Here is a 20293-nt window from a genome sequence, read left to right as displayed (position 1 = left end):
CGGGGGGAACGTTAGGGTAGCAAACCCGGCCCGGACGCCCTGTGGCGGAAAGGTAACGCGGCGATAACCGGCGGTTATCAGCCGCGGCAGCCGAGCTTGCGCAACTCCAGTTCGGCCGCGAACAGGAATTCGAAGGCTTCCAGATGCCGGCGCGCCTCGGCCATGGTGCGGCCCCATGCGTACAGGCCGTGGCCGTCGATCAGGTAGCCCCATAGCGGCTGCCGGTCCAGCAGCGCATCGACCTGCGCGGCCAGGGTCGGCATGTCCTGGGTGTTGGCGAACACCGGCACGTCGATGGCCATCTCGTGGGTGTGGTTGCCGTGGAATGCCTTCAGCAGTTCGAAGCCCTCCAGCCGGACATGGCCGGCGCCGGCGAACAGGCGCGAGGCCACGGTCTGCACCAGCGAGTGCGTGTGCAGCACGCAGCCGATCTCGGGGTAACGCCGGTAGAGCTGGGTGTGCAGCAGGGTTTCCGCCGAGGGGCGATGGTCGCTGCCGACGGCCTTGCCTTCGAAGTCCACCACCATGATGTCCGCCTCCACCAGCCGGCCCTTGTCGCGGCCGGAGACGGTGATGGCCGCATGCCGTTCGTCCAGGCGCTGCGAGAAGTTGCTGCTGGTGGCTGGGGTCCAGCCCAGCTGCGACAGTTCGCGCACGTTGGAGATGATGGACTGCGCGCGGTCGCGCAGCTGGTCGGCGTCGTAGGGCAGGGCGTTCATGCCGCGCATTCTAACGGAACCCGTCCGGCGGCCCGACTGATTGATCCTGCTCAATGCGGTCGGCGGGCCGGAAGCGCGACACTGCAGCCTCCTTCCCGCAGGTGCCCAGCCAGATGAGCCACGATGCCTCCCGCCGCCGTTTCCTGACCACCACCCTGACCGCCGCCGCCGTGGCCCCGCTGGCCTGGCACGCGGTGCGTGCCGAGGCTGCCGCGCCTACCGCCCTCCCCAAGCTGGACGCCAACAACCCCACCGCCAAGGCGCTGGCCTACAGCGAGAACGCCGCCACCGTGAAGCACCCCAAGCACAAGGCGGGGGATCACTGCGCCAACTGCAACTTCTTCAAGGCGCCGGCGGGCCAGGCTTATGGCCCGTGCACGCTGTTCCCGAAGAACTCGGTCGCCGCGAAGGGCTGGTGCAGCGCCTGGGCCAAGAAGCCCTGATACATCCGGTTCACGGAAAGCGAAAAGGCGCGGTCACCCGCGCCTTTTCCATGTGCGGTCTGCGGAACCGGCTCAGCGCGGCGTGCGCAACCGGCTGTGGCGGTAGCCGTACAGGAAATAGATGAGGAAGCCGACCGCGGTCCAGACGCCCATCAGCATCCAGTTGTGCGCCGTCATCGCCGACAGCAACGCCATGCAGCTCAGCACGCCCAGCGAGCAGACCAGCCAGGCCGCGGGGATGCGGAACGGACGCGGCAGGTCCGGCTGCGTGCGGCGCAGCACCAGCACGCCCACGCAGACCGAGGCGAACGCGATCAGGGTGCCCATCGAGGTCAGTTCGCCCAGGATGTCGAGCGGGAACAGCGCCGCCAGCAGGGCGATGCCCACGCCGGTGATGACCGTATTGATGTGCGGCGTGCGGTATTCGGGATGGATCTTGGTGAACACCGGCGGCAGCAGGCCGTCGCGGCCCATGATCATGAAGATGCGCGGCTGGCCGATGATCATCACCAGCACCACCGACGACAGGCCGATCAGCGCGCCGATCTCCACGGTGATGCGCAGCCAGCCCAGCTCCGGATGGGCGGCCACCGCGGTGACCACCGGCTCGGCCGTGCCCAGCGCGGTATACGGCACTAGGCCCGTCATCACCGCCGCCATGGCGATGTAGAGGATGGTGCAGATGGCCAGCGAGGCCAGCATGCCGACGGGCAGGTCCTTCTGCGGGCGATGCGATTCCTGGGCCGCCACCGACACCGCCTCGAAGCCGATGTAGGCGAAGAACACCATCGCCGCGCCGCGCAGCACGCCGTCCCAGCCGAATTTGCCCGGGCCTTCGTTGGCGGGAATGAAGGGCTGCCAGTTGCCCGGGTCGACGTACTGCCAGCCGGCGACGATCACCAGCACGATCAGGCCGGTCTTCAGCACCACCATGGCCATGTTCATGGCCGACGACTTGCGGATGCCGACGTAGCACAGCCAGGTCAGCAACAGCACCAGCACGGCGGCCGGCACGTTGGCGATCGCGCCGGTGGGGCGCAGTTGCGCGTCCAGCGGTGCGCTGACGAAGGCTTCGGGCAGATAGATATTCGCGTGTTCGAGCAAACTCAGCAGATAGCCGGTCCAGCTGACCGCGACCGCGGACGCCGACACGCCGTACTCCAGCACCAGCATCCAGCCGATGAACCAGGCGGTCAGTTCGCCCAGCGTCGCGTAGGTGTAGGTATAGGCGCTGCCGGACACCGGCACCATCGCTGCGAATTCGGCATAGGCCAGCGCGCAGAACGTGCAGCAGATGGCGGCCAGCACGAACGACAGCATGATCGCGGGACCGGCGTGGTTGGCCGCGGCCTGGCCGGTGATCACGAAGATGCCGCCGCCGATCACCGCGCCGATGCCGAGCGCGGTCAGACCCCACGGGCCGAGCGTGCGGCGCAGGCTGAGCCCTTCGGCTTCGGTATGGGCGGCGTGGGGGTGCTTGGTGGCCAGGAGCTGTCGGAGCATCGTGCGTGGTCTCGGGACGTTATCGAGGAGTACAACCAAAAAGGCCGGCGGTGTGCCCGCCGGCCTTGAAGACGATCAGGCGCGCTGCCTGAGTTTGCTGTTCCGGAAGCCGTAGGCGAAGTAGATCACCTGCCCCAGCACCGTCCAGCCCACGAAGATCTGCCAGTGTTCCAGGAACGACTGCATGAACAGGAACAGGCAGGCCAGCACGCCCAGCGGGCAGATCAGCCAGAACATGGGCACGCGGAACGGGCGAGCGAGGTCGGGGCGGGTGAAGCGCAGCACCAGCACGCCGAGACAGACGGTGGCGAAGGCCAGCAACGTGCCCATCGAAACCAGTTCGCCCAGCACGCTCAGTGGCATGAAGCCGGCCAGCAGGCAGGCCAGTACGCCCACGATGATCGTCCCGATGTACGGCGTATGGAACTTCGGGTGCACCTTGCCGAACAGGCGCGGCAGCAGCCCGTCGCGGGACATCGAATAGAAGATGCGCGGCTGCGCCATCAGCATCACCAGGATCACCGACGACAGGCCGGCGATGGCGCCGATCTCCACCGCCGTCTTCAGCCAGCCGACGCTGGCGCCGGGATCGGCCTTCAGGACCTCTTCCAGCGCGGTGGCCACCGGCTTGGCGGTGCCCAGCAGGCTGTAGTGGGTCATGCCGGTCAGCACCGCGCAGACGGCGATGTAGATGACGGTGCAGATGGCCAGCGAACCCAGGATGCCCTTGGGCATGTCGCGCTGCGGATTCTTCGCTTCGCCGGCTGCGGTGGAGACCGCGTCGAAGCCGATGTAGGCGAAGAACACGATGGTCGCGGCGCGGAACACGCCGTCCATGCCGAACTGTCCGGGACCGGTGTTCTCCGGGATGAAGGGCGTCCAGTTGGCCGGGTCCACATACTGCACGCCGAAGCCCAGAAAGGCCGCGATCACGAGCACCTTGATCGCCACGATGATCGCGTTGACGAAGGCCGACTGGGTGATGCCGACATAGCACAGGCCGCTGACCGCCGCGACGATCAGCACCGCGGGCAGGTTGATGATGCCGTTGGTGGCGACGAACCCGCCGTCGGCCCAGGTGATGGGCGCGGTGGCCAGCTGTTCGGGGAAGGGTACGCCTAGCGTGGACGTGAGGAAGCTCACCAGGTAGCCCGACCAGCCCACGGCCACCGTGGACGAGGCGAACAGGTACTCGAGCACCAGGCACCAGCCGATGAACCACGCCACGGCTTCGCCCAGGGTCGCGTAGGAATAGGAGTACGCGCTGCCGGACACCGGCATCATCGAAGCGAATTCGGCGTAGCAGAGGCCCGCCATGGCGCAGGCGAAGCCGGCCAGCACGAAGCTCAGCATGATCGCGGGGCCGGCATGGTTGGCCGCGGCCTGGCCGGTCAGCACGAAGATGCCCGCGCCGATCACCGCGCCCACGCCCAGCATGACCAGGTGCCTGGCCGTCAGCGTCCGTTTCAGGGTGGCTTCGCCGTCCAGGCTGCCTTCGAAGGGTTCACCGGCATCGACGTGGCCTGCCGGCGCGACCGGCTTGACCCTGAACAGAGCTTTGAGCATTCGCAGCGTCCCCTGAGATGACTGAGTGCCGATGGACAGGCCCACCGGGCGGTGACAACGGTCATGGGGACGGTCCCCACGGAAGGCCGTACCTTGCCAAAGCGGGCGGGGGATCACAAGCGCAGGTGCAGCATGGCCGGCGATAATCGGCGCCGTCTTCGCCATCGCGGAAAGGAAAAGCACGTCGTGTCAGCCGCTTATGCTTCGCTACGAGAACACCTGGCCGAATACGGCCGCCGCTGGCCCGACGAACAAGCGGTCACCGCCCAGTTCCTGGCCCTGCTGGACGAGCCGGTCAATCCGTTCGTCCGCGAGCGGCTGGAAGGCCACCTGACTGGCGGCGCATGGCTCGTCAGCGGTGATGGCCGGCGCATCCTCATGACCCATCACCGCAAGCTGGACCGCTGGCTGCAACTGGGCGGGCACGCCGATGGCGACACCGACATGGCGCGCGTGGCACTGAAGGAAGCCGAAGAGGAGTCGGGCCTGTCCGACCTGGCGGTGGAGGGCGGCATCTTCGATCTGGACCGCCACTGGATCCCCGAGCGCAACGGGGTTCCCGGGCACTGGCACTACGACGTGCGCTACGTGGTGCGTGCACGCGGCAGCGAGGCCTACGTGGTCAGCGAAGAGTCGCTGGACTTGGCCTGGCGCGAGATCGCCCCCCTGGCGGAGGACGCCGATGCGTCGATCGGGCGCATGGCCCGCAAGTGGCTGGCGCGCGGCGGCGCGTAGGGCGGGCCGTGGCCCACCCGCCGACGGGCCTCAATACAGCACGCGTACCCGCAACGTACCGTCGATGGCCGCCATCGCCTCGCGCAGGCTGGTGGTCTGTTCCTCGTCGGCGGTGACGTCGATGACCACGTAGCCGACCTTGGGATCGGTACGCAGGAACTGGCCGTCGATGTTGATGCCGCGGTCGCGGAAGATGTCGTTGATCTGCGACAGCACGCCCGGCACGTTGCGGTGGATGTGCAGGATGCGACGGCTGCCGTCGTGGCCGGGCAGGGTGACCTCGGGGAAGTTCACCGCCGACAGCGTGCTGCCGTTGTCGCTGTAGCGCACCAGCTTGGCCGCCACCTCGATGCCGATGTTGTCCTGCGCTTCCAGCGTGGAGCCGCCGACATGGGGCGTGAGGATGACGTTGTCCAGCCCGCGCAGCGGCGATTCGAACGACTCGGCATTGCCCTTGGGTTCGACCGGGAACACGTCCACGGCCGCGCCGCCCACCTGGCCCGACTTCAGCGCATCGGCCAGCGCGTCGATGTCGACCACGGTGCCGCGCGAGGCGTTGATCAGGTGCGCGCCGCGCTTCATGCCGGCGATCTGCGCCGCGCCGAACATGCCCTGGGTGGCGGGCGTCTCCGGCACGTGCAGGGTGACCACATCGCTCTGCGCCAGCAGGTCGTCCAGGCCGATGGCCGGGCGCGCGTTGCCCAGCGAGAGCTTGGTCTCGATGTCGTGGAACAGCACGTGCATGCCCAGCGCTTCGGCCAGCACGCCGACCTGCGTGCCGATGTGGCCGTAGCCGATGATGCCCAGCGTCTTGCCGCGCACCTCGTGGCTGCCCGCGGCCGACTTGCTCCAGCCGCCGCGGTGGCACTCGGCGTTCTTCTGCGGAATGCCGCGCATCAGCATGATGGCCTGGGCGATCACCAGCTCGGCCACGCTGCGGGTGTTGGAGTAGGGTGCGTTGAAGACCGGAATGCCGGCCAGCTCCGCGGCATCCAGGTCCACCTGGTTGGTGCCGATGCAGAAGCAGCCCACTGCGATCAGCCGGCGCGCCTGCGCCAGCACGTCGTCGGTCAGGTGCGTGCGCGAGCGGATGCCGACGATGTGCGCCTCGGCGATGCGGCGCTTCAGTTCGTCCTCCGGCAGGGACTTCTCGTGGAACTCGATCTGCGTGTAGCCTGCCGCGCGGAAGGTCTCCACCGCGGTCTGGCTGACCCCCTCCAGCAACAGTACGCGGATGTCCTGCTTCGGGTACGAGGTCTTCTTGTTCGACATTGCCGGAAGGTCGTGCGGGGAATGGAAAGGGGTCGTCACTATGCCAGATGCGCGCCGTCGATGCTGCGGCGCGGAATGGAATGCTCGGTTGCCGATTTCCCGGCTTGGTTGCCTCTGAAACGACCTCGTCATCGGCTGGACGCCGCACGGCATCGCTGGCACCCTGAGCGCCCCTGAAAACCCACCCGTGCAATGAGCGATCCGCGCCTGCAAGCCCTGCTCGACGCCGCCCCCGGGCTGCGCCTGAAGACCGATCCCGCCGACCTCGAACACTACGGCCGCGATTGGACCCGGCGCTGGACGCCAGCGCCGCTGGCGATCGCGTTGCCGGCCACCGTCGAGGACGTTCAGGCCGTCGTGCAGTGGGCCAACGCGCATCGCGTCGCGCTCGTGCCGTCGGGCGGCCGCACCGGCCTGTCCGGCGGCGCCGTGGCGGCCAACGGCGAACTGGTGCTCAGCCTGGAGCGCATGAACCAGGCGATCGATTTCAATGCGGTCGACCGCACGCTCACCGTGCAGGCCGGCATGCCGCTGGAGGCCGTGCACAACGCGGCGCGCGAGCAGGGCCTGGTCTACCCCGTGGATTTCGCTTCGCGGGGCTCGTGCGCCATCGGCGGCACCATCGCGACCAACGCGGGCGGCATCCGCGTGATCCGCTACGGCAACACGCGCGAATGGATCGCCGGCCTGAAGGTGGTCACCGGCACCGGCGACGTGCTGGAGCTCAACAAGGCACTGATCAAGAACTCCAGCGGCTACGACCTGCGCCATCTGTTCATCGGGTCCGAAGGCACGCTGGGCGTGGTGGTGGAAGCCACCGTGCGCCTGACCGATCCGCCACCGCCGACCAACGTCATGCTGCTGGCGCTGCCGTCGTTCGAGGTGCTGATGCAGGTCTTCGCCGCATTCCGCGAGCGCCTGCAGCTGGAGGCGTTCGAGTTCTTCACCAACCGCGCGCTGCAGCATGTGCTGGCGCACGGCGCGCAGAAGCCGTTCGACGAGGTGCACCCGTACTACGTGGTCACCGAGTTCGCCATCGGCGACGAGGCGAAGGAAGCCGCCGCCATGGCCGCCTTCGAGGCCTGCATGGAGCAGGGCTGGGTCAGCGACGGCGTGATCAGCCAGTCCGACGCGCAGGCGGCGCAGCTGTGGCGCTTGCGCGAAGGCATCACCGAAGCGCTGGCCCGCTACGTGCCCTACAAGAACGACGTGTCGGTGCGCATCTCGGCCATGCCGGCGTTCCTGGCCGAGACCCAGGCCTTGCTGGGCGAGGCGTATCCGCAGTTCGAGGTGGTGTGGTTCGGCCATATCGGCGACGGCAACCTGCACATCAACGTGCTGAAACCCGATGGCATGGATAACGCAGACTTCGTCACCCAGTGCGAGCAGGTCACCAAGCTGCTGGCGGCCTCGCTGAAGCGCCACCACGGCAGCATCTCGGCCGAGCATGGCATCGGCCTGGTGAAGAAGGGCTATCTGGAGAGCACGCGCAGCGCCGACGAGATTGCGGTGATGCGGGGCATCAAGCGGGTGCTGGATCCCAATGGCCTGATGAATCCGGGCAAGCTGTTCGACGCTTGACATCCCTGCGCGCATCGCCTGCTCCTGCAGGTGCGCCGATTCAGGCGCTCGCCGGGCGTTTGCGGGTAATCTTTGCGCTCCGCGCCGGTCACGGCGTTCCCCCCCGTGTGGAAACATCCATGTCCCGAATGATCCTGGCCGGCGTGCTGCTGGCGTTCTCTGTGCCGGTGCTCGCCGGCAGTTTTGCCGGCTCATCGGCAGGCGCTTCCTCCGCCGGTTCGTCGGCTTCGTCCGGCAGCTCGTCCGGCGACGACAAGATCGTCGTGCAGGCACGCGAGGATGCCGCCAGTTTCGTCGCCAGCAATGGCCGCATCCGTGGGGCCCAGCTGGAAGCCGCGCTGCGCCGCCTGCGCGAAACGGACGAAGCCGCGCGCCGCGCCAGCGACATGCAGCTGGCGCAGGCCATCCTGGCCCGTTGATGCACCTGCGTCGGCCCCGGGGCCGGCGCATCGCCGCGCTCCTGCTGTGGGCGTGGCTGGGACCGATCGCTGCGGCGGCCGCGCTCGACATCGATCCCGCGCAGCTGACCACGGACGAACTCACCGCGACGCGGACGCTGGTGGACGATGTGCTGCCGCGTCTGCCGCAGGCGTGGCGCGATGGCCTGCCCCCGGATCTCGCCCTGCAATGGCGCGACGACCTGTCGCCGCACGTCGCGGGACGTCGGATCGGCGATCGCATCATGCTGCCGCGCCGCCTGCTGGACGCCTGGCGGGCAGGCAACCCCTTGCGGGCGGACGACGATGCCCTGCGCGCCACTCGCCATGCGCTGGTGCACGAACTGGCCCACGCCTATGACCGTGCGCAGCGCAACGTCCTGTCCGGCGATCCGCGTCTGCGCGATCTGGCAGGGTGGCAGCGCAGTGTGTTCACCGTCGCGGGGCGTCGTTCGCGCAACGATTTCGTCGTACGTACGCCCGATCCGTACGAGCTCGAGCGCCCATCCGAATTCGTGGCCGTGAACCTCGAGCATTTCGTGCTCGACCCTTTCTACGCTTGTCGGCGTCCGGCGCTGCATCGCCACTTCTCGGCCCACTTCAGCGTGCTGGCGACGGCGCATCCCTGCGCACCCGGGTTGCCGTTCCTGGACGTGGATGCCGAGGCAGGCGAGGCCTCGTTGCTGGCACTGGATCCCGCCCGCGTCTACGAAGTGGACTACTTGCTGGCCGAAGGCAACACGCAGGCGATGAGCCGCTGGGGACACAGCATGCTCAGGCTGGTGGTGTGCGCACCGGGACGCGCGCCGGGGCCGGATTGCAGGCTGGACCTGGCCCATCATCGCGTGCTGTCGTTCCGCGCCTTCGTCGGCGACGTGCAGATCTCCGGCTGGCGCGGACTGACCGGCTCGTATCCCTCACGCCTGTTCCTGTTGCCACTGGACCAGGTGATCGAGGAATACACGAGGGTCGAACTGCGTGGCCTGCAGTCGGTGCCCCTGCGCCTGCAGCGGGAAGAGATCGGCTTGCTGCTGGAGCGCGCCGCGCAACTGCACTGGAGCTACGACGGACGCTACTACTTCATCGGCAACAACTGCGCGGTGGAGACGTGGAAGCTGCTTCACGACGGTATCCCACGCCTTGCGGACGCCTCGTTGGCGAGCATCACGCCCACCGGCCTGCTGCGGAAGCTGGAGCGGGAAGGCATTGCCGATCGCCGTCCCCTTGAGGACGCTGATGAAGCCCGCCGCCTGGGGTACTACTTCGAAGCGGCAAGCGCGCGTTACGAAGCGCTGTTCTCGGTCGCGCGCGATGCGTTGGCGCTGCCGCAACGGGATGCGCATGCGTGGCTGGCGCTGCCGCCAGGCGAGCGTGCGCACTGGTTGCCGAGGGCGGACCTGAAGGCGAGCGCGGCGCTGCTGGTCCTGGAGCACGCAGCGCAGCGCCGGCAGCAGCTCCTGCTGCGCGACGAACTCAAGCGGCGCTACCTCGGGCGCGACGTGCCCGACGGTGCCGCGGCTGCGGTGGAAGCGCTGAAGGCATGGCTGGGGGATAACAGCTTCGTCAGCCGGCCCGCCGAACTCGCGGAAGAGGGGTATGGATTGCCGCAGACTGCGGAGCGCGCGCGTATCGTCGCCGAAGCGCAGGCGAGGGTGGCGCGGTTGCGGAACGAAGATGCCGCGCTGCGTCGCGACCTGGAACGTTGGCTTCCCGAGGAGCAGCGCGAGACCCTGCGCGGCATCGACGCCAACGTGGATGCCATCGGCGCGCGCCTGCGGACATTGGCCGCAGACGCACCCTGAGCGCGGATCAGTCCGCGCGGCCGCCGAACTCGCCCGTGGTCGTGTTGACCAGGATGCGCTCGCCGGTGGTGATGTACTCCGGCACCATGATCTCGATGCCGGTGCTGAGCCGGGCCGGCTTCGGGCGCTTGGTGGCCGTGCCGCCCTTCAGTTCCGGCGGCGTTTCCACCACCTCCAGGGTCACGTGCTGCGGCAGCTGCAGCGCGACCGGCAGTTCGTCGATCACCTGCACGTAGCAGCCGCTCAGGCCCTCGGTGATGTAACCGGCGTCGTCGCCGATGACGTTCGCGTCCAGCGTGTACGGCGTGTAGTCCTCGTCGTCGAGGAACACGAACGCATCGCCGTCCTTGTACGAATACGTGGCCTGGCGGCGCAGCAGTTCCACTTCGGTCAGGCTGTCGTCGGCGTCGAAGCTGGCGTCCAGCTTGTTGCCGCCCGGCACGCTGTACATGATGAAACGGAAGCGCACGTTGCCGCCGCGGCCCTGCGGCGAGCTGCGCTCGATGTCGCGGATCTGGTACACGCCGCCGTTGTGTTCGACGACGTTGCCTTTCTTGATCTCGAAAGCTTTCATATGAATGCGAGGAGTGAGTGGGGAGGAGTGAGGAGTGAGTGGAAGGGCGGAAGCGGGCTCTGGCTCACTTCTCACGTCTCTCCACTCGCCGCTGCTTTACTTAGGCGCCAGCCGCACCGCGCCGTCCAGGCGGATGGTCTCGCCGTTGAGGTAGGCGTTGCCCAGGATGTAGGCGACCAGGTCGGCGAACTCTTCCGGCTTGCCCAGGCGGGACGGGAAGGGGATCGAGGCGCTGAGCGACTGCTGCACGGCTTCGGGCATGCCATCGACCATCGGTGTCCAGAAGATGCCAGGGGCCACCGTCATCACGCGGATGCCGAAGCGCGACAGCTCGCGCGCCATCGGCAGGGTCATGCCGACCACGCCGCCCTTCGAGGCCGAGTACGCCGCCTGGCCGATCTGGCCTTCGTATGCGGCCACGCTGGCGGTGTTGACGATCACGCCGCGCTCGCCATCCGCGTTCGGCGTGTTGTGCTGCATCGTATCCGCGGCCGCTTTGGCCACGTTGAAGCTGCCCACCAGGTTCACCATCACGGTGGTCTGGAAGGTGGACAGCGGCATCGGAGCGTCCTTGCCCAGCACCCGGCCGGCGCCGAGGATGCCGGCGCAGTTGATCGCGGCGTTCAGCCCGCCCAGCGCGTCCTTCGCCGCGGCGATGTTGGCGGCCACGCCTGCCTCATCGGTCACGTCGGTGCGGAAGTAGCGGACGTTGGCCTCGCCGAGCTCGGCGACGGCCGCAGCACCCTTGTCGTCATTGACGTCGAACAATGCGGCCTTGCCGCCGTGGGCGACGAGATGGCGGGCGACGGCCAGCCCCAGGCCGGAGACGCCGCCGGTGATGACGGCACGGGTATCGGAAAGCTGCATGAGAGTACACACAAGGTTGGGGGCGCCATTCTAGCGGAGGGCGCACGGGGATGGCCCGGAACCGGGCCATCCCCGCCTTTCATTCGTCCTTGCGTGTAGCTTCGATGAAGGCGGGATCGGCAAGCAACTGCCCGATGAGCTTCTGCACCGTGGTTCCATAGTTGTCGATGCCGGCCTGGATGGCGAGGGCACCGATGAACGACGAATCCCATTCATGGTTTGCCTTGAGCGAACGGTCGTAGACGACCACCCCTTCGCGCCGCACGATGAACCGCGCTCCCACTTCGGCGCTGCCGACCTTGATCCCCGCCACATTCAGGCTATTGTGGGTGAGCTCACCGTCGATCCTCACCCGGCTGCCGGGTACGTAGCCGCCCGCTACCTGCAACTCGGCGATCACGGCATCGCGCAGGTAGGTAGCGTAAGTGCCGTCGCTCCCGCCTTGCAGCCGCGAGCCGCGCATGCTCAGTGCCCGATTCTCCACTCCGGCCGCTGCGGTGAACGGGCCGACGTCGGCGATCGGACGATGCTGCAACATCAGCGAACTGTTGGCCACGCTCGGGTTGTACCGTGGTGCCGGCGTGGAGATGCAGCCGGACAGCGCCAGGGCGATCAGCGCGAGACACGCCGGCAGAAAACGCCTGCGGGTGCGCATGGTCACGCGCCCTCGAACGCACGCTTGGCGTTGAGGTCCTTGAGCGCGTTCCACACCATCTGTTTGATGATCTGGTTGAGCGCGTCCTGAGCGGGCATGGGAGTTAGCCCTTCAGGCCCGGAATGATTGCCGATGGTGGAATGGAGGGCGTGTTTGACCGTCGTGGTAGTGGTTGTCCCCGCCTGGGTGTAAGTGACCTCGCAGGTATACCCGTCGGTCACCTGGGAGCCCGCAAGACCCAGGGTGAGTCCGGTGCCGAAGCCCTTGGCCGCCGCGTTGTCGGTCAGCGGGACGTTGTCGATGACGATCTTAAGCTGGCCCGCGCTTTCGTCGCCCGTGGCCGGCGAAATACTGGAAAAAAGGCCCGACTCGGCGACCGAGGAGACGACCTGGCCGCGCAGCTGGCTGGTGGCCGTGGCGTTGGCGCTGCCCTTGGTGCGGAACTCGAAAAGGACATGAGTCGACTGCGGCTTGGCAGGCGCCACCAGGTCGGTTCTGGCCACGACGGGCAGGGCCGGGTCGACGTAGAACTTCATCGACAGACAACCGGAAAGCATCATGCAGGCGACGACAGCGAGACCTGCGTTGCGCAGGCTGCGGAACATTGCGGACATTCCTATCCCCTTGAAAGTGTAATGCGGCGGGCACCCCACCCGACGCTGTCGCAAGCATATGGGCGACGGCCGTAGTTCGACAACGAGAATTTACGTGACTCGACGGCGCCTCAGGCGTGCAGCGCGCGCTCCAGGGGGCTGTCGGCCAGCCGCCGCGCGAATTCGTCCGGCGACAGGCCGGGCGCGAACAGGAAGCCCTGGCCCACCGGAACGCCGAGATTCAGCAGGAACTGCCGCTGGGGCTCCGATTCGACGCCTTCGGCCACCAGGCCCAGACCCAGGCTGCGGGCGATGGCCGAGACGGCTTGGCAGACGGCCACGTCCGAGCGGTTGTTGGGCACGCCCTCGGTGAACAGCGGGCTGAGCTTCAGGCCGTGGATGGGCAGCCGGCGCAGGTAGTTCAGCGCGCTGTAGCCTTCGCCGAAGTCGTCGATGGTCAGCATCACGCCCAACTGGCGCAGGTCGGCGAAGGTGCGCAGCGTGGCCGGAGCGTCCTCGATCAGCACGCGCTCGGTGAATTCCAGTTCAAGCGCCGCGCCGGGCAAGTCGAACTCGGTGAGGATCGCGCGCACGCGGTCGGCGAGGTCGTCGCCGGCGAACTGGCGGTACGACACGTTCACCGCCACCCGCACGATACCGAGTCCCAGGTCGCGCCACGCCGCCACCTGCCGGCAGGCTTCGCGCAGCACCCAGCTGCCGATGCGCACGATGTCGCCCGTCGTCTCCGCATGGCTGATGAACACGTCCGGCCGCAGTTCCCCCAGCTGGTGGTTCTGCCAGCGGATCAGCGCTTCGCCGGCGATGATGCGGCCATTGCGCAGGTCCACCTGGGGCTGGTAGACCAGCCGGAACTCCTCGTTGTCCACCGCCCGCCGCAGCTGTGTCTCGATCTGCAGGCGGTCCTGCTGGCGCTGCGCCAGTTCCTGGGTGAAGCTCTGCCAGCCGTTGCGCGCGCGATGCTTGCTGTCGTACATCGCGATGTCGGCGTTCTGGATGAGCTGTTGCGGACGCAGGCCGTCGCGGGGCGAGACGGCCAGGCCGATACTGGCGGTGATGGCGAACTCGTCCTTGCCGAAGCGGAAGGCGTCGGCGAACGCCCCCAGCACCGCATGCGCCAGCTTCTCCGGCAGCTGCGGATCCATGCCCGCATCGCAGATCACCAGGAACTCGTCGCCGCCGAAGCGCGCGATCATGCCGTCGGTGCCCACCGCGCCGCGGATGCGGTCCGAGGCCTGCACCAGCAGCTCGTCGCCGGCGTTGTGCCCCAGCACGTCGTTGACCATCTTGAAGCGGTCCAGGTCGATGTAGAGCACCGCCACCTGAGCGCGTTCGGGATCGGCCAGGCGCGCGCCCAGGTCGGTCAGCACGGCGTCGCGGTTCATCAGGCCGGTCAGCGGGTCGGTGCGCGCCTGGATGCGCAACGTTTCCTCGGCCTGCTTGTCCTGCGAGATGTTCTGCATGGTGCCGGTGATGCGCGAGGCGCCCGGATCGCCGGGTTCGGCGTCGCCGATCACCCGGATCCAGAAAGGATGTCCGTCGGCCTGCGTGCCCTGCAGCTCCAGGTCGAAGCCCTGGCCGCCGGCGGTGATCAGGTCCAGCGCGCCACGCAGGCGGCGGCGGTCGGATTCGCGCAGGCAGGACAGCACGTCGTCCAGCGTCACCAGCGGGCGCGCGGCACCGAGGATGCGCTGGGCCTCGTCGGTCAGGTAGACCCGATCGCGGCCGATGTCCCATTCCCAGCCGCCGATATGGGCCAGCGACTGCGCGCGGTCGAACAGCGCACTGTCGCGCTTGAGTTCGGTGACGTCGCTGAAGAGCGTGGTCACCTGCGACGGCTGGCTTTCGCCGGGGGCGAACTGCGGCACCGACGTGGCGGTCAGCCAGATCAGGTGCTTGCGCTCCCGGTGATACATGCCCAGCAGCACGCTTTCCACCATCTGCCCGGTGTCCAGCGCACGCTGCGCGGGCAGTTCGTGACGCTGCATTTCGCGCCCGTGCTCGTCGACGATGTGCCAGCGGTCCAGGGCCAGTTCCTGTCCCACGCGCTGGTCTTCGCGGATGCCGAAGATGCGCATGGCCGCGCCGTTGCAGTACTGCACCACCAGGTCGCGGTTGTTGACCACGATCCCTTTGTCGATGGTCTCCATCAGTTCGCGGTAGCGCATTTCCGCGAGCCGACGGGAGCTGATGTCGCGCGCGACGGCGACGATGCTCTTGCGTCCGTCGAAGCTGATGTTGGCAGAATGCACTTCCACCGGGAACCGCGTGCCGTCGCCCCGCATGTTGGTGACTTCGATGACGTAGGTCTCGCCGCGGTTCAGCGTTTCCCAGACCGGCACCAGGTGGTCGCGCGGCAGGTCCGGATTGAGCACGTTGATGTTGCGCCCGACGATCTCCTCGCGTGGCCGCTTGTAGGCCTGCATGCCGGCCTTGTTGAGGTCCAGCACGGTGCCGTCCTCGGCGATGATGCTGACCGGGTCGGGTACGGCGTCGAACAGGTTGCGGTAGCGCGAACGTTCGGTGTCGGCCTCCTGCTGCTTGGCCAGCAGGGCGTCGCGTGCCTGCCGCAGGAGCAGGGCGGTGGCGTCAGCCGGGCCGCGTTCGGCAGCGGCGCGCTCCAGCGCGGCGACGAGCGCCGGCAGGTCGAGACCTTCGCTGGGCGCGTCATGGCTCATGTGGCGGCCGCCAGCGCCTTGCCGACACGGCTGCCGGTCTCGCGGCCCAGCCGCGTCGCCAGCCAGCGCCCGGTTTCGGCCAGCAGATCCAGGTCCACGCCGGTGTGCAGGCCCTGGCCGTGCAGCAGGTACACCACGTCCTCCGTGGCGACGTTGCCGCTGGCTCCCTTCGCATAAGGGCATCCGCCCGCGCCGGAGACCGCGGCATCGACCACGCGTACGCCTGCGTCCAGGCAGGCCAGCAGGTTCGCCAGCGCCTGGCCGTAGGTGTCGTGGAAATGCACCGCCAGCGCGGGCATCGGCACCTCGGACGCGACCGCTTTCAGCATGTCGGCCGCCTTGCGTGGCGTCCCCACGCCGATGGTGTCGCCCAGCGAGATTTCATAGCAGCCCAGGCCATGCAGCCGTTTCGCCACGCGCACCACGTCCGCCAGCGGCACCTCGCCCTGGTAGGGACAGCCGAGCACGGTGGAGACATAACCACGGACTTTCACGCCATCGGCGGCGGCGCGTGCCAGCACGGGGCGGAAACGTTCGATGGAAGCGTCGATGGAGGCGTTGATGTTCTTCTGGTTGAACGCTTCGGAGGCGGCGGTGAATACCGCCACTTCCTGCACACCCACGGCGCGCGCACGGTCGTAGCCTGTCTCGTTGGGCACCAGCACCGGATACGCCGTGCCCGGTCGCCGCTGGATGGCCGAAAACACCTCGGCCGCATCGGCCAGTTGGGGCACCCATTTCGGGCTGACGAAGCTGGTGGCTTCGATGGTCAGCAGGCCGGTGCGCGACAGGCGGTCGATCAGCTCCACCTTGTCGGCGGTCGCGACCTGCGTCTTCTCGTTCTGCAGGCCGTCGCGCGGCCCCACTTCGACGATGCGGACGAAGTCGCCGTCGGGAGGAGGCGAGGGCAGCGTCATGCGCCCGCCTTCGCGCGACGCATGCGCAGGGTCTTCGAGGTGCCGTCGAAGGCGTCGAACAGGTCAGGATGCGCGCGCAGCAAATCCCGCAGCTGCGCGGGGCTGCCTTCGAACAGGTAGGTGCTGGCGTCGGTCTCGCGCGCCTTCAGGCCGCCCTGTTGGACCCGTTGCATGATGGCCACCGTGTCGAGCATCGCGATCTGCAGCGTATCGTCATGGATGCGGTATTTGAGCAACGTGACGGCACCCGCGGGCATGCCTTTGGGTATCGGCGGCGAGGCGGCCTTGCCGGTACCGAATAGGCTCTCCAGTTCCTTGAAGCCGAGGGCGAGGTAACGCTCGCCGTCCACCTCGAAACCGAGCGCATCGAAGCCGGGTTCGTCCTGGCGGTTGTTGTCGCGGAGGCGAACGTGGCAGGTCGCGTCGACATCGGCATAGTCGTCCTTGCCCAGCGGTACGCGGTCCTGCGGGCTGTCAGGCAGCGGGATCCATCGCCCGACCAGTGCCGGGTCGCAGGTCAGCGGGGCAGGCGGCTGTTCGAACATGACGCAGCCGGCCAACAGACTGGCCGCCAGCAGCACGACGGCCCACGAACGCAGCGGCGCCATGGCGGCCTTCACTCCAGCGCCACGAGGACGGTATCGGCGTCGACGAAATCCCCGGCCGCCGCACGCACGTCGGCGACCACGCCATCGCGCGACGCCTTGACGGCCAGTTCCATTTTCATCGCTTCCATCACCAGCAGCTCCTGTCCGGCCACCACCTCATCGCCGGGCCGCGCCTTCACCAGCACCACGCGTCCCGGCATCGGTGCGACGATCTTTCCGCTGCCCGACGCCTCGGCCATATCCGTGCGCCGGTAGGCCGGCACCGTCTCCACCGCCGTGCGTTGTTCCCCATCGTGCAGCGTCAGGCGGGTGCCGTGCCGCAGGATGCGGAATCGTCGCGCCTGTCCATGAATACGCAAACCGAGCAGTTCGCCGGTCAGGCGGGCATCCTCGATTTCGTGCACCTCATCGGCAAGTTCGATGCGATAGCGTCCGCCATGGCCGTGCGCCAGCGCCGTCCAGGTCTGCCCCAGGTGGGCGAAGGCGAGGGGGCGCGCGCCGGCATGGCCCAGCCGCCAGCCGTCGGCGATGGCCCAGGGCGAATCCGGTTCGTTGCCGTCCCGTGCCGCGACGCGGGCGCGGGCTTCCTGCCAGAGCAGTTCCGCGGCCATGAGGGCCACCTGCTGCGCGGTTGCCAGCGAGGGGGCGGGCATGAACTCGTCCAGGTGGCGGTCGAGGTAGCCGGTGTCGATCCAGCCCCCGGTCACGGCCGGATGCCGGACCAGCCTTTCCAGGAACGCGATGTTGGACTTGGGGCCGGCGATGTCGCAGCGCGCCAGGGCGTCGCGCAGGCGGGCGAGCGCCTCCATCCGATCGGCACCATGAACGATCAGCTTGGCGATCATCGGATCGTAGAAGATCGTTACCGTGTCGCCTTCCACCACGCCGGCGTCGATCCGCACGCCCGGGGACGCCTCGGGTAGCGCAAGCCGTTCCAGGCGACCTGACCCGGGCAGGAAACCGGCCTCCGGATCTTCAGCGTACAGGCGCACCTCGATCGCATGGCCCCGCTGGCGGATGTCGTCCTGGGCCAGGGGCAGCGCTTCGCTGGCGGCCACGCGCAGCTGCCATTCCACCAGGTCCAGCCCCGTAACCAGTTCGGTGACCGGGTGCTCCACCTGCAGGCGGGTGTTGATCTCCATGAAATAGAACTGCCCGTCGGGGTCGACGATGAACTCCACGGTGCCGGCGTTGACATAGTCGATGGCCTGCGCGGCCTTCACCGCGGCATCGCCCATCGCCGCACGCAGCGCGGGCGTCAGGAACGGGGAGGGGGATTCCTCCAGCACCTTCTGGTAGCGGCGCTGGGCCGAGCATTCGCGTTCGTTGAGGTGCAGCGTGTGGCCGTGCGCATCGGCGAACACCTGGATCTCGATGTGGCGCGGCGATGCCACGTAGCGCTCCAGCAGCACGCGGTTGCGGCCGAAGGCGTTGGCGGCCTCGCGCTGGCAGCTTTCCAGCTGGGCGATGAAGTCCTCCAGCCGGTGCACCACGCGCATGCCCTTGCCGCCGCCGCCATGGGCGGCCTTGATCATCAGCGGAAAGCCGATGCGCGCCGCTTCGCGGGCCAGCGTGTTCGGCGACTGGTCCTCGCCGGTATAGCCGGGGACGACGGGCACGCCCGCGGCCGCCATCAGTTCCTTCGCACCGGCCTTGCTGCCCATCTTGCGCATCGACGCGCCCGAGGGCCCGATGAACACCAGGCCGGCGGCGGCGACGGCATCGGCGAAGTCGGCGTTCTCCGACAGGAAGCCGTAGCCGGGATGGATGGCCTCCGCGCCGGCTTCCCTGGCCGCCGCGATGACGGCGTCGCCGCGCAGGTAGCTGTCCGCCGGACGCGGCCCGCCGATCAGGTAGGCCTCGTCGGCCTGGCGTACGTGCTGGGCATCGGCGTCCGCCTCGGAGTACACCGCGACGGTGCGGATGCCGAGCCGCCGGCAGGTACGGATGACACGGCAGGCGATCTCGCCGCGGTTGGCGATCAGGATCTTCGAGAACACGGCTTCTAGCCCTCCCCTTCAAGGGGAGGGTTGGGTGGGGATGGTGCGGCTGCCTGTGGGATCAACGAGTCGAGAATCACTTCAATCACCCCTTCGATATTGTCGAACACATCATTGTTCCAGAACCTGAGTACCTTGAACCCCGCACTTTCGAGGAGACGGCTGCGCTCAGTGTCGTAGTGCACGTCGTCGGCATGCTGGCTGCCATCCAGTTCCACCGCGATCTTCCGCTCCAGGCAGGCGAAGTCCAGGATGTAATCACCGAAGGGATGCTGCCTGCGGAACTTGCATCCCGCCACCTGCCGGCCACGCAGGTATTACCACAGCCGGTGTTCCGCTTCGGTGGGCCGATTGCGCAGCGTTCGTTGCAGCTTGCCCTTGATGATCTTCCTGTTCGTTTGTCCTTGCATGGTGATTCCGTCCTTGAACACCATCCCCACCCAACCCTCCCCTTGAAGGGGAGGGCCCTGGAGCGCGGCGGCCTGTCATGCCCGCACGTGGCACTCCGCTCAGTCCTCCACCCAGCGGGGTGTGCGCTTGTCGAGGAAGGCGGACAGGCCTTCCTGTCCCTCCGGTGACACCCGCAGGCGCGCGATGAGGTCGGCGTTGTCGCGGTCGGCGCGGTCGCGGTCGGCCGTGGCGGCCACGCGCGCGACCAGCCGTTTCGCGTGCGCCGCGGCCACGGGCCCGGCCTTCAGCAGCAACGCGATCTGTCGCTCGATGGCGGCGTCGAGCGCATCCGCTTCGACCACCGTGTGCAGCAGGCCCATCCGCAGCGCCGTGGCGGCATCGAAGATCTCGCCGGTGGCGAACCAGCGCCGCGCCTGGCGCGCGCCGATCGCGGCGATGACGTAGGGCGAGATCACCGCCGGCAACAGGCCCAGTTTGCTTTCGGTCAGACCGAACTTCGCCTCGGGCACGCCGATGGCGATGTCGCAGCAGGCCACCAAGCCCACGCCGCCGCCGAAGGCCGCGCCATGAACGCGGGCGATGGTGGGCTTGGGCAGTTCGTCCAGGGTGCGCATCAGGCGGGCGAGGGCGAGGGCGTCGTCGCGGTTCTCGGCCTCGCTGGCCGTCGCCATGCCGCGCATCCAGTTCAGGTCCGCACCGGCCGAGAACGATGTCCCGCTGCCTTCCAGCACCACCACGCGCACCGTCGGATCGCCGGCGAGCGGGTCCAGGGCGGCGGTCAGGGCCGTGATCAGGCCGGCGTCGAACGCGTTGTGGAGCGCCGGGCGGTCCAACCGCAGGCGGACCACGGCGCCGACGCGCTCGAGTACGAGAGGGTGTCCCTGCGGGGCTTCCGCCATGCCAGCCGTTCCTTG

Annotated in this window: 19 protein-coding genes; 5 read left to right on the top strand and 14 right to left on the bottom strand. The window is 68.1% G+C overall.

Going from position 1 to position 20293, the window contains the following annotated elements; genetic code table 11:
* Positions 1 to 77: 77 nt before the first annotated feature.
* A complete protein-coding gene (locus tag V8246_RS00205; protein ID WP_185895896.1) occupies positions 78 to 719 on the bottom strand; it encodes a methylthioribulose 1-phosphate dehydratase in 642 nt (213 codons plus the stop codon).
* A gap of 113 nt (positions 720 to 832) precedes the next feature.
* Between V8246_RS00205 and V8246_RS00200 the strand changes: the two genes are divergently transcribed.
* Positions 833 to 1162 (top strand): high-potential iron-sulfur protein, encoded by a 330-nt coding sequence (locus V8246_RS00200; protein WP_253460370.1) that lies wholly within the window; start codon positions 833 to 835, stop codon positions 1160 to 1162.
* 72 nt (positions 1163 to 1234) lie between these two features.
* On the opposite strand, the gene V8246_RS00195 is transcribed toward V8246_RS00200, so the two are convergent.
* Together V8246_RS00195 and V8246_RS00190 are read right to left on the bottom strand one after the other, a co-directional pair.
* Complete coding sequence (locus tag V8246_RS00195) at positions 1235 to 2665, bottom strand: amino acid permease (RefSeq protein ID WP_336187418.1); 1431 nt, start codon at positions 2663 to 2665, stop codon at positions 1235 to 1237.
* 75 nt (positions 2666 to 2740) lie between these two features.
* Entirely contained in the window at positions 2741 to 4231 is a 1491-nt protein-coding gene (locus V8246_RS00190) for an amino acid permease (protein WP_336187417.1), read from the bottom strand.
* 186 nt (positions 4232 to 4417) lie between these two features.
* On the opposite strand from V8246_RS00190, the gene V8246_RS00185 reads away from it, so the two are divergent.
* Positions 4418 to 4966: an NUDIX hydrolase gene (locus V8246_RS00185; RefSeq protein ID WP_336187416.1), complete on the top strand. Its 549-nt coding sequence runs from the start codon at positions 4418 to 4420 to the stop codon at positions 4964 to 4966.
* A gap of 30 nt (positions 4967 to 4996) precedes the next feature.
* Here the strand turns inward: V8246_RS00185 and serA are convergent, their stop codons facing one another.
* Entirely contained in the window at positions 4997 to 6238 is a 1242-nt protein-coding gene (gene serA, locus V8246_RS00180; protein WP_313222770.1) for a phosphoglycerate dehydrogenase, read from the bottom strand.
* 192 nt (positions 6239 to 6430) lie between these two features.
* On the opposite strand from serA, the gene V8246_RS00175 reads away from it, so the two are divergent.
* The 3 genes from V8246_RS00175 to V8246_RS00165 all read left to right on the top strand — a co-directional run bounded on the left by V8246_RS00175 (position 6431) and on the right by V8246_RS00165 (position 10058).
* Entirely contained in the window at positions 6431 to 7819 is a 1389-nt protein-coding gene (locus tag V8246_RS00175) for an FAD-binding oxidoreductase (RefSeq protein WP_336187415.1), read from the top strand.
* Between the two features lie 119 nt (positions 7820 to 7938).
* Positions 7939 to 8238, top strand: coding sequence for a DUF2388 domain-containing protein (locus V8246_RS00170; protein WP_336187414.1), 300 nt, complete (start codon positions 7939 to 7941; stop codon positions 8236 to 8238).
* Positions 8238 to 10058 carry a DUF4105 domain-containing protein gene (locus tag V8246_RS00165; protein ID WP_336187413.1) on the top strand — a complete coding sequence of 607 codons (1821 nt, stop codon included), beginning with the start codon at positions 8238 to 8240 and terminating at the stop codon, positions 10056 to 10058. Before V8246_RS00170 ends, V8246_RS00165 begins: the two co-directional genes overlap by 1 nt.
* A 7-nt stretch (positions 10059 to 10065) precedes the next feature.
* Here the strand turns inward: V8246_RS00165 and yeiP are convergent, their stop codons facing one another.
* The 10 genes from yeiP to V8246_RS00115 form a co-directional block, all read right to left on the bottom strand.
* Positions 10066 to 10632: an elongation factor P-like protein YeiP gene (yeiP, locus tag V8246_RS00160; protein WP_336187412.1), complete on the bottom strand. Its 567-nt coding sequence runs from the start codon at positions 10630 to 10632 to the stop codon at positions 10066 to 10068.
* Between the two features lie 96 nt (positions 10633 to 10728).
* Positions 10729 to 11499, bottom strand: a complete 771-nt coding sequence (locus V8246_RS00155; protein ID WP_336187411.1) for an SDR family NAD(P)-dependent oxidoreductase — start codon at positions 11497 to 11499, stop codon at positions 10729 to 10731.
* 79 nt (positions 11500 to 11578) lie between these two features.
* Entirely contained in the window at positions 11579 to 12160 is a 582-nt protein-coding gene (locus V8246_RS00150; protein ID WP_336187410.1) for a hypothetical protein, read from the bottom strand.
* Positions 12157 to 12759 (bottom strand): hypothetical protein, encoded by a 603-nt coding sequence (locus V8246_RS00145; RefSeq protein ID WP_336187409.1) that lies wholly within the window; start codon positions 12757 to 12759, stop codon positions 12157 to 12159. Before V8246_RS00145 ends, V8246_RS00150 begins: the two co-directional genes overlap by 4 nt.
* Before the next feature lie 119 nt (positions 12760 to 12878).
* Positions 12879 to 15443 (bottom strand): EAL domain-containing protein, encoded by a 2565-nt coding sequence (locus V8246_RS00140; protein ID WP_336187408.1) that lies wholly within the window; start codon positions 15441 to 15443, stop codon positions 12879 to 12881.
* The gene (locus V8246_RS00135; protein WP_336187407.1) at positions 15440 to 16360 is read right to left on the bottom strand and encodes a hydroxymethylglutaryl-CoA lyase; all 921 of its coding nucleotides are present in this window, start codon (positions 16358 to 16360) and stop codon (positions 15440 to 15442) included. Before V8246_RS00135 ends, V8246_RS00140 begins: the two co-directional genes overlap by 4 nt.
* Positions 16357 to 16968 (bottom strand): hypothetical protein, encoded by a 612-nt coding sequence (locus V8246_RS00130; protein ID WP_336187406.1) that lies wholly within the window; start codon positions 16966 to 16968, stop codon positions 16357 to 16359. The genes V8246_RS00135 and V8246_RS00130 overlap by 4 nt, the downstream gene beginning before the upstream one ends.
* 8 nt (positions 16969 to 16976) lie before the next feature.
* Positions 16977 to 18968: an acetyl/propionyl/methylcrotonyl-CoA carboxylase subunit alpha gene (locus tag V8246_RS00125; protein ID WP_336187405.1), complete on the bottom strand. Its 1992-nt coding sequence runs from the start codon at positions 18966 to 18968 to the stop codon at positions 16977 to 16979.
* Between the two features lie 5 nt (positions 18969 to 18973).
* On the bottom strand, positions 18974 to 19282 hold the full coding sequence (locus tag V8246_RS00120) for an endonuclease domain-containing protein (RefSeq protein WP_336188294.1): 309 nt from the start codon (positions 19280 to 19282) through the stop codon (positions 18974 to 18976).
* A 195-nt stretch (positions 19283 to 19477) separates the two neighbouring features.
* Complete coding sequence (locus V8246_RS00115; protein ID WP_336187404.1) at positions 19478 to 20278, bottom strand: enoyl-CoA hydratase-related protein; 801 nt, start codon at positions 20276 to 20278, stop codon at positions 19478 to 19480.
* Positions 20279 to 20293 lie beyond the last annotated feature (15 nt).

Source organism: Pseudoxanthomonas sp. F11 (genome assembly GCF_037046485.1).
In the GTDB taxonomy this organism is placed as follows: domain Bacteria; phylum Pseudomonadota; class Gammaproteobacteria; order Xanthomonadales; family Xanthomonadaceae; genus Pseudoxanthomonas_A.
Note: the sequence above shows the minus strand (reverse complement) of the source record. Positions and strands in the feature narration are given on the sequence as shown.

Bases quoted from the DNA above. Each gene is read 5' to 3' on its own strand.
- V8246_RS00205 (WP_185895896.1), bottom strand. From the start codon at position 719: ATGAACGCCCTGCCCTACGACGCCGACCAGCTGCGCGACCGCGCGCAG.
- V8246_RS00200 (WP_253460370.1), top strand. From the start codon at position 833: ATGAGCCACGATGCCTCCCGCCGCCGTTTCCTGACCACCACCCTGACC.
- V8246_RS00195 (WP_336187418.1), bottom strand. From the start codon at position 2,665: ATGCTCCGACAGCTCCTGGCCACCAAGCACCCCCACGCCGCCCATACC.
- V8246_RS00190 (WP_336187417.1), bottom strand. From the start codon at position 4,231: ATGCTCAAAGCTCTGTTCAGGGTCAAGCCGGTCGCGCCGGCAGGCCAC.
- serA (WP_313222770.1), bottom strand. From the start codon at position 6,238: ATGTCGAACAAGAAGACCTCGTACCCGAAGCAGGACATCCGCGTACTG.
- V8246_RS00175 (WP_336187415.1), top strand. From the start codon at position 6,431: ATGAGCGATCCGCGCCTGCAAGCCCTGCTCGACGCCGCCCCCGGGCTG.
- V8246_RS00170 (WP_336187414.1), top strand. From the start codon at position 7,939: ATGTCCCGAATGATCCTGGCCGGCGTGCTGCTGGCGTTCTCTGTGCCG.
- V8246_RS00165 (WP_336187413.1), top strand. From the start codon at position 8,238: ATGCACCTGCGTCGGCCCCGGGGCCGGCGCATCGCCGCGCTCCTGCTG.
- yeiP (WP_336187412.1), bottom strand. From the start codon at position 10,632: ATGAAAGCTTTCGAGATCAAGAAAGGCAACGTCGTCGAACACAACGGC.
- V8246_RS00155 (WP_336187411.1), bottom strand. From the start codon at position 11,499: ATGCAGCTTTCCGATACCCGTGCCGTCATCACCGGCGGCGTCTCCGGC.
- V8246_RS00145 (WP_336187409.1), bottom strand. From the start codon at position 12,759: ATGTTCCGCAGCCTGCGCAACGCAGGTCTCGCTGTCGTCGCCTGCATG.
- V8246_RS00140 (WP_336187408.1), bottom strand. From the start codon at position 15,443: ATGAGCCATGACGCGCCCAGCGAAGGTCTCGACCTGCCGGCGCTCGTC.
- V8246_RS00135 (WP_336187407.1), bottom strand. From the start codon at position 16,360: ATGACGCTGCCCTCGCCTCCTCCCGACGGCGACTTCGTCCGCATCGTC.
- V8246_RS00130 (WP_336187406.1), bottom strand. From the start codon at position 16,968: ATGGCGCCGCTGCGTTCGTGGGCCGTCGTGCTGCTGGCGGCCAGTCTG.
- V8246_RS00115 (WP_336187404.1), bottom strand. From the start codon at position 20,278: ATGGCGGAAGCCCCGCAGGGACACCCTCTCGTACTCGAGCGCGTCGGC.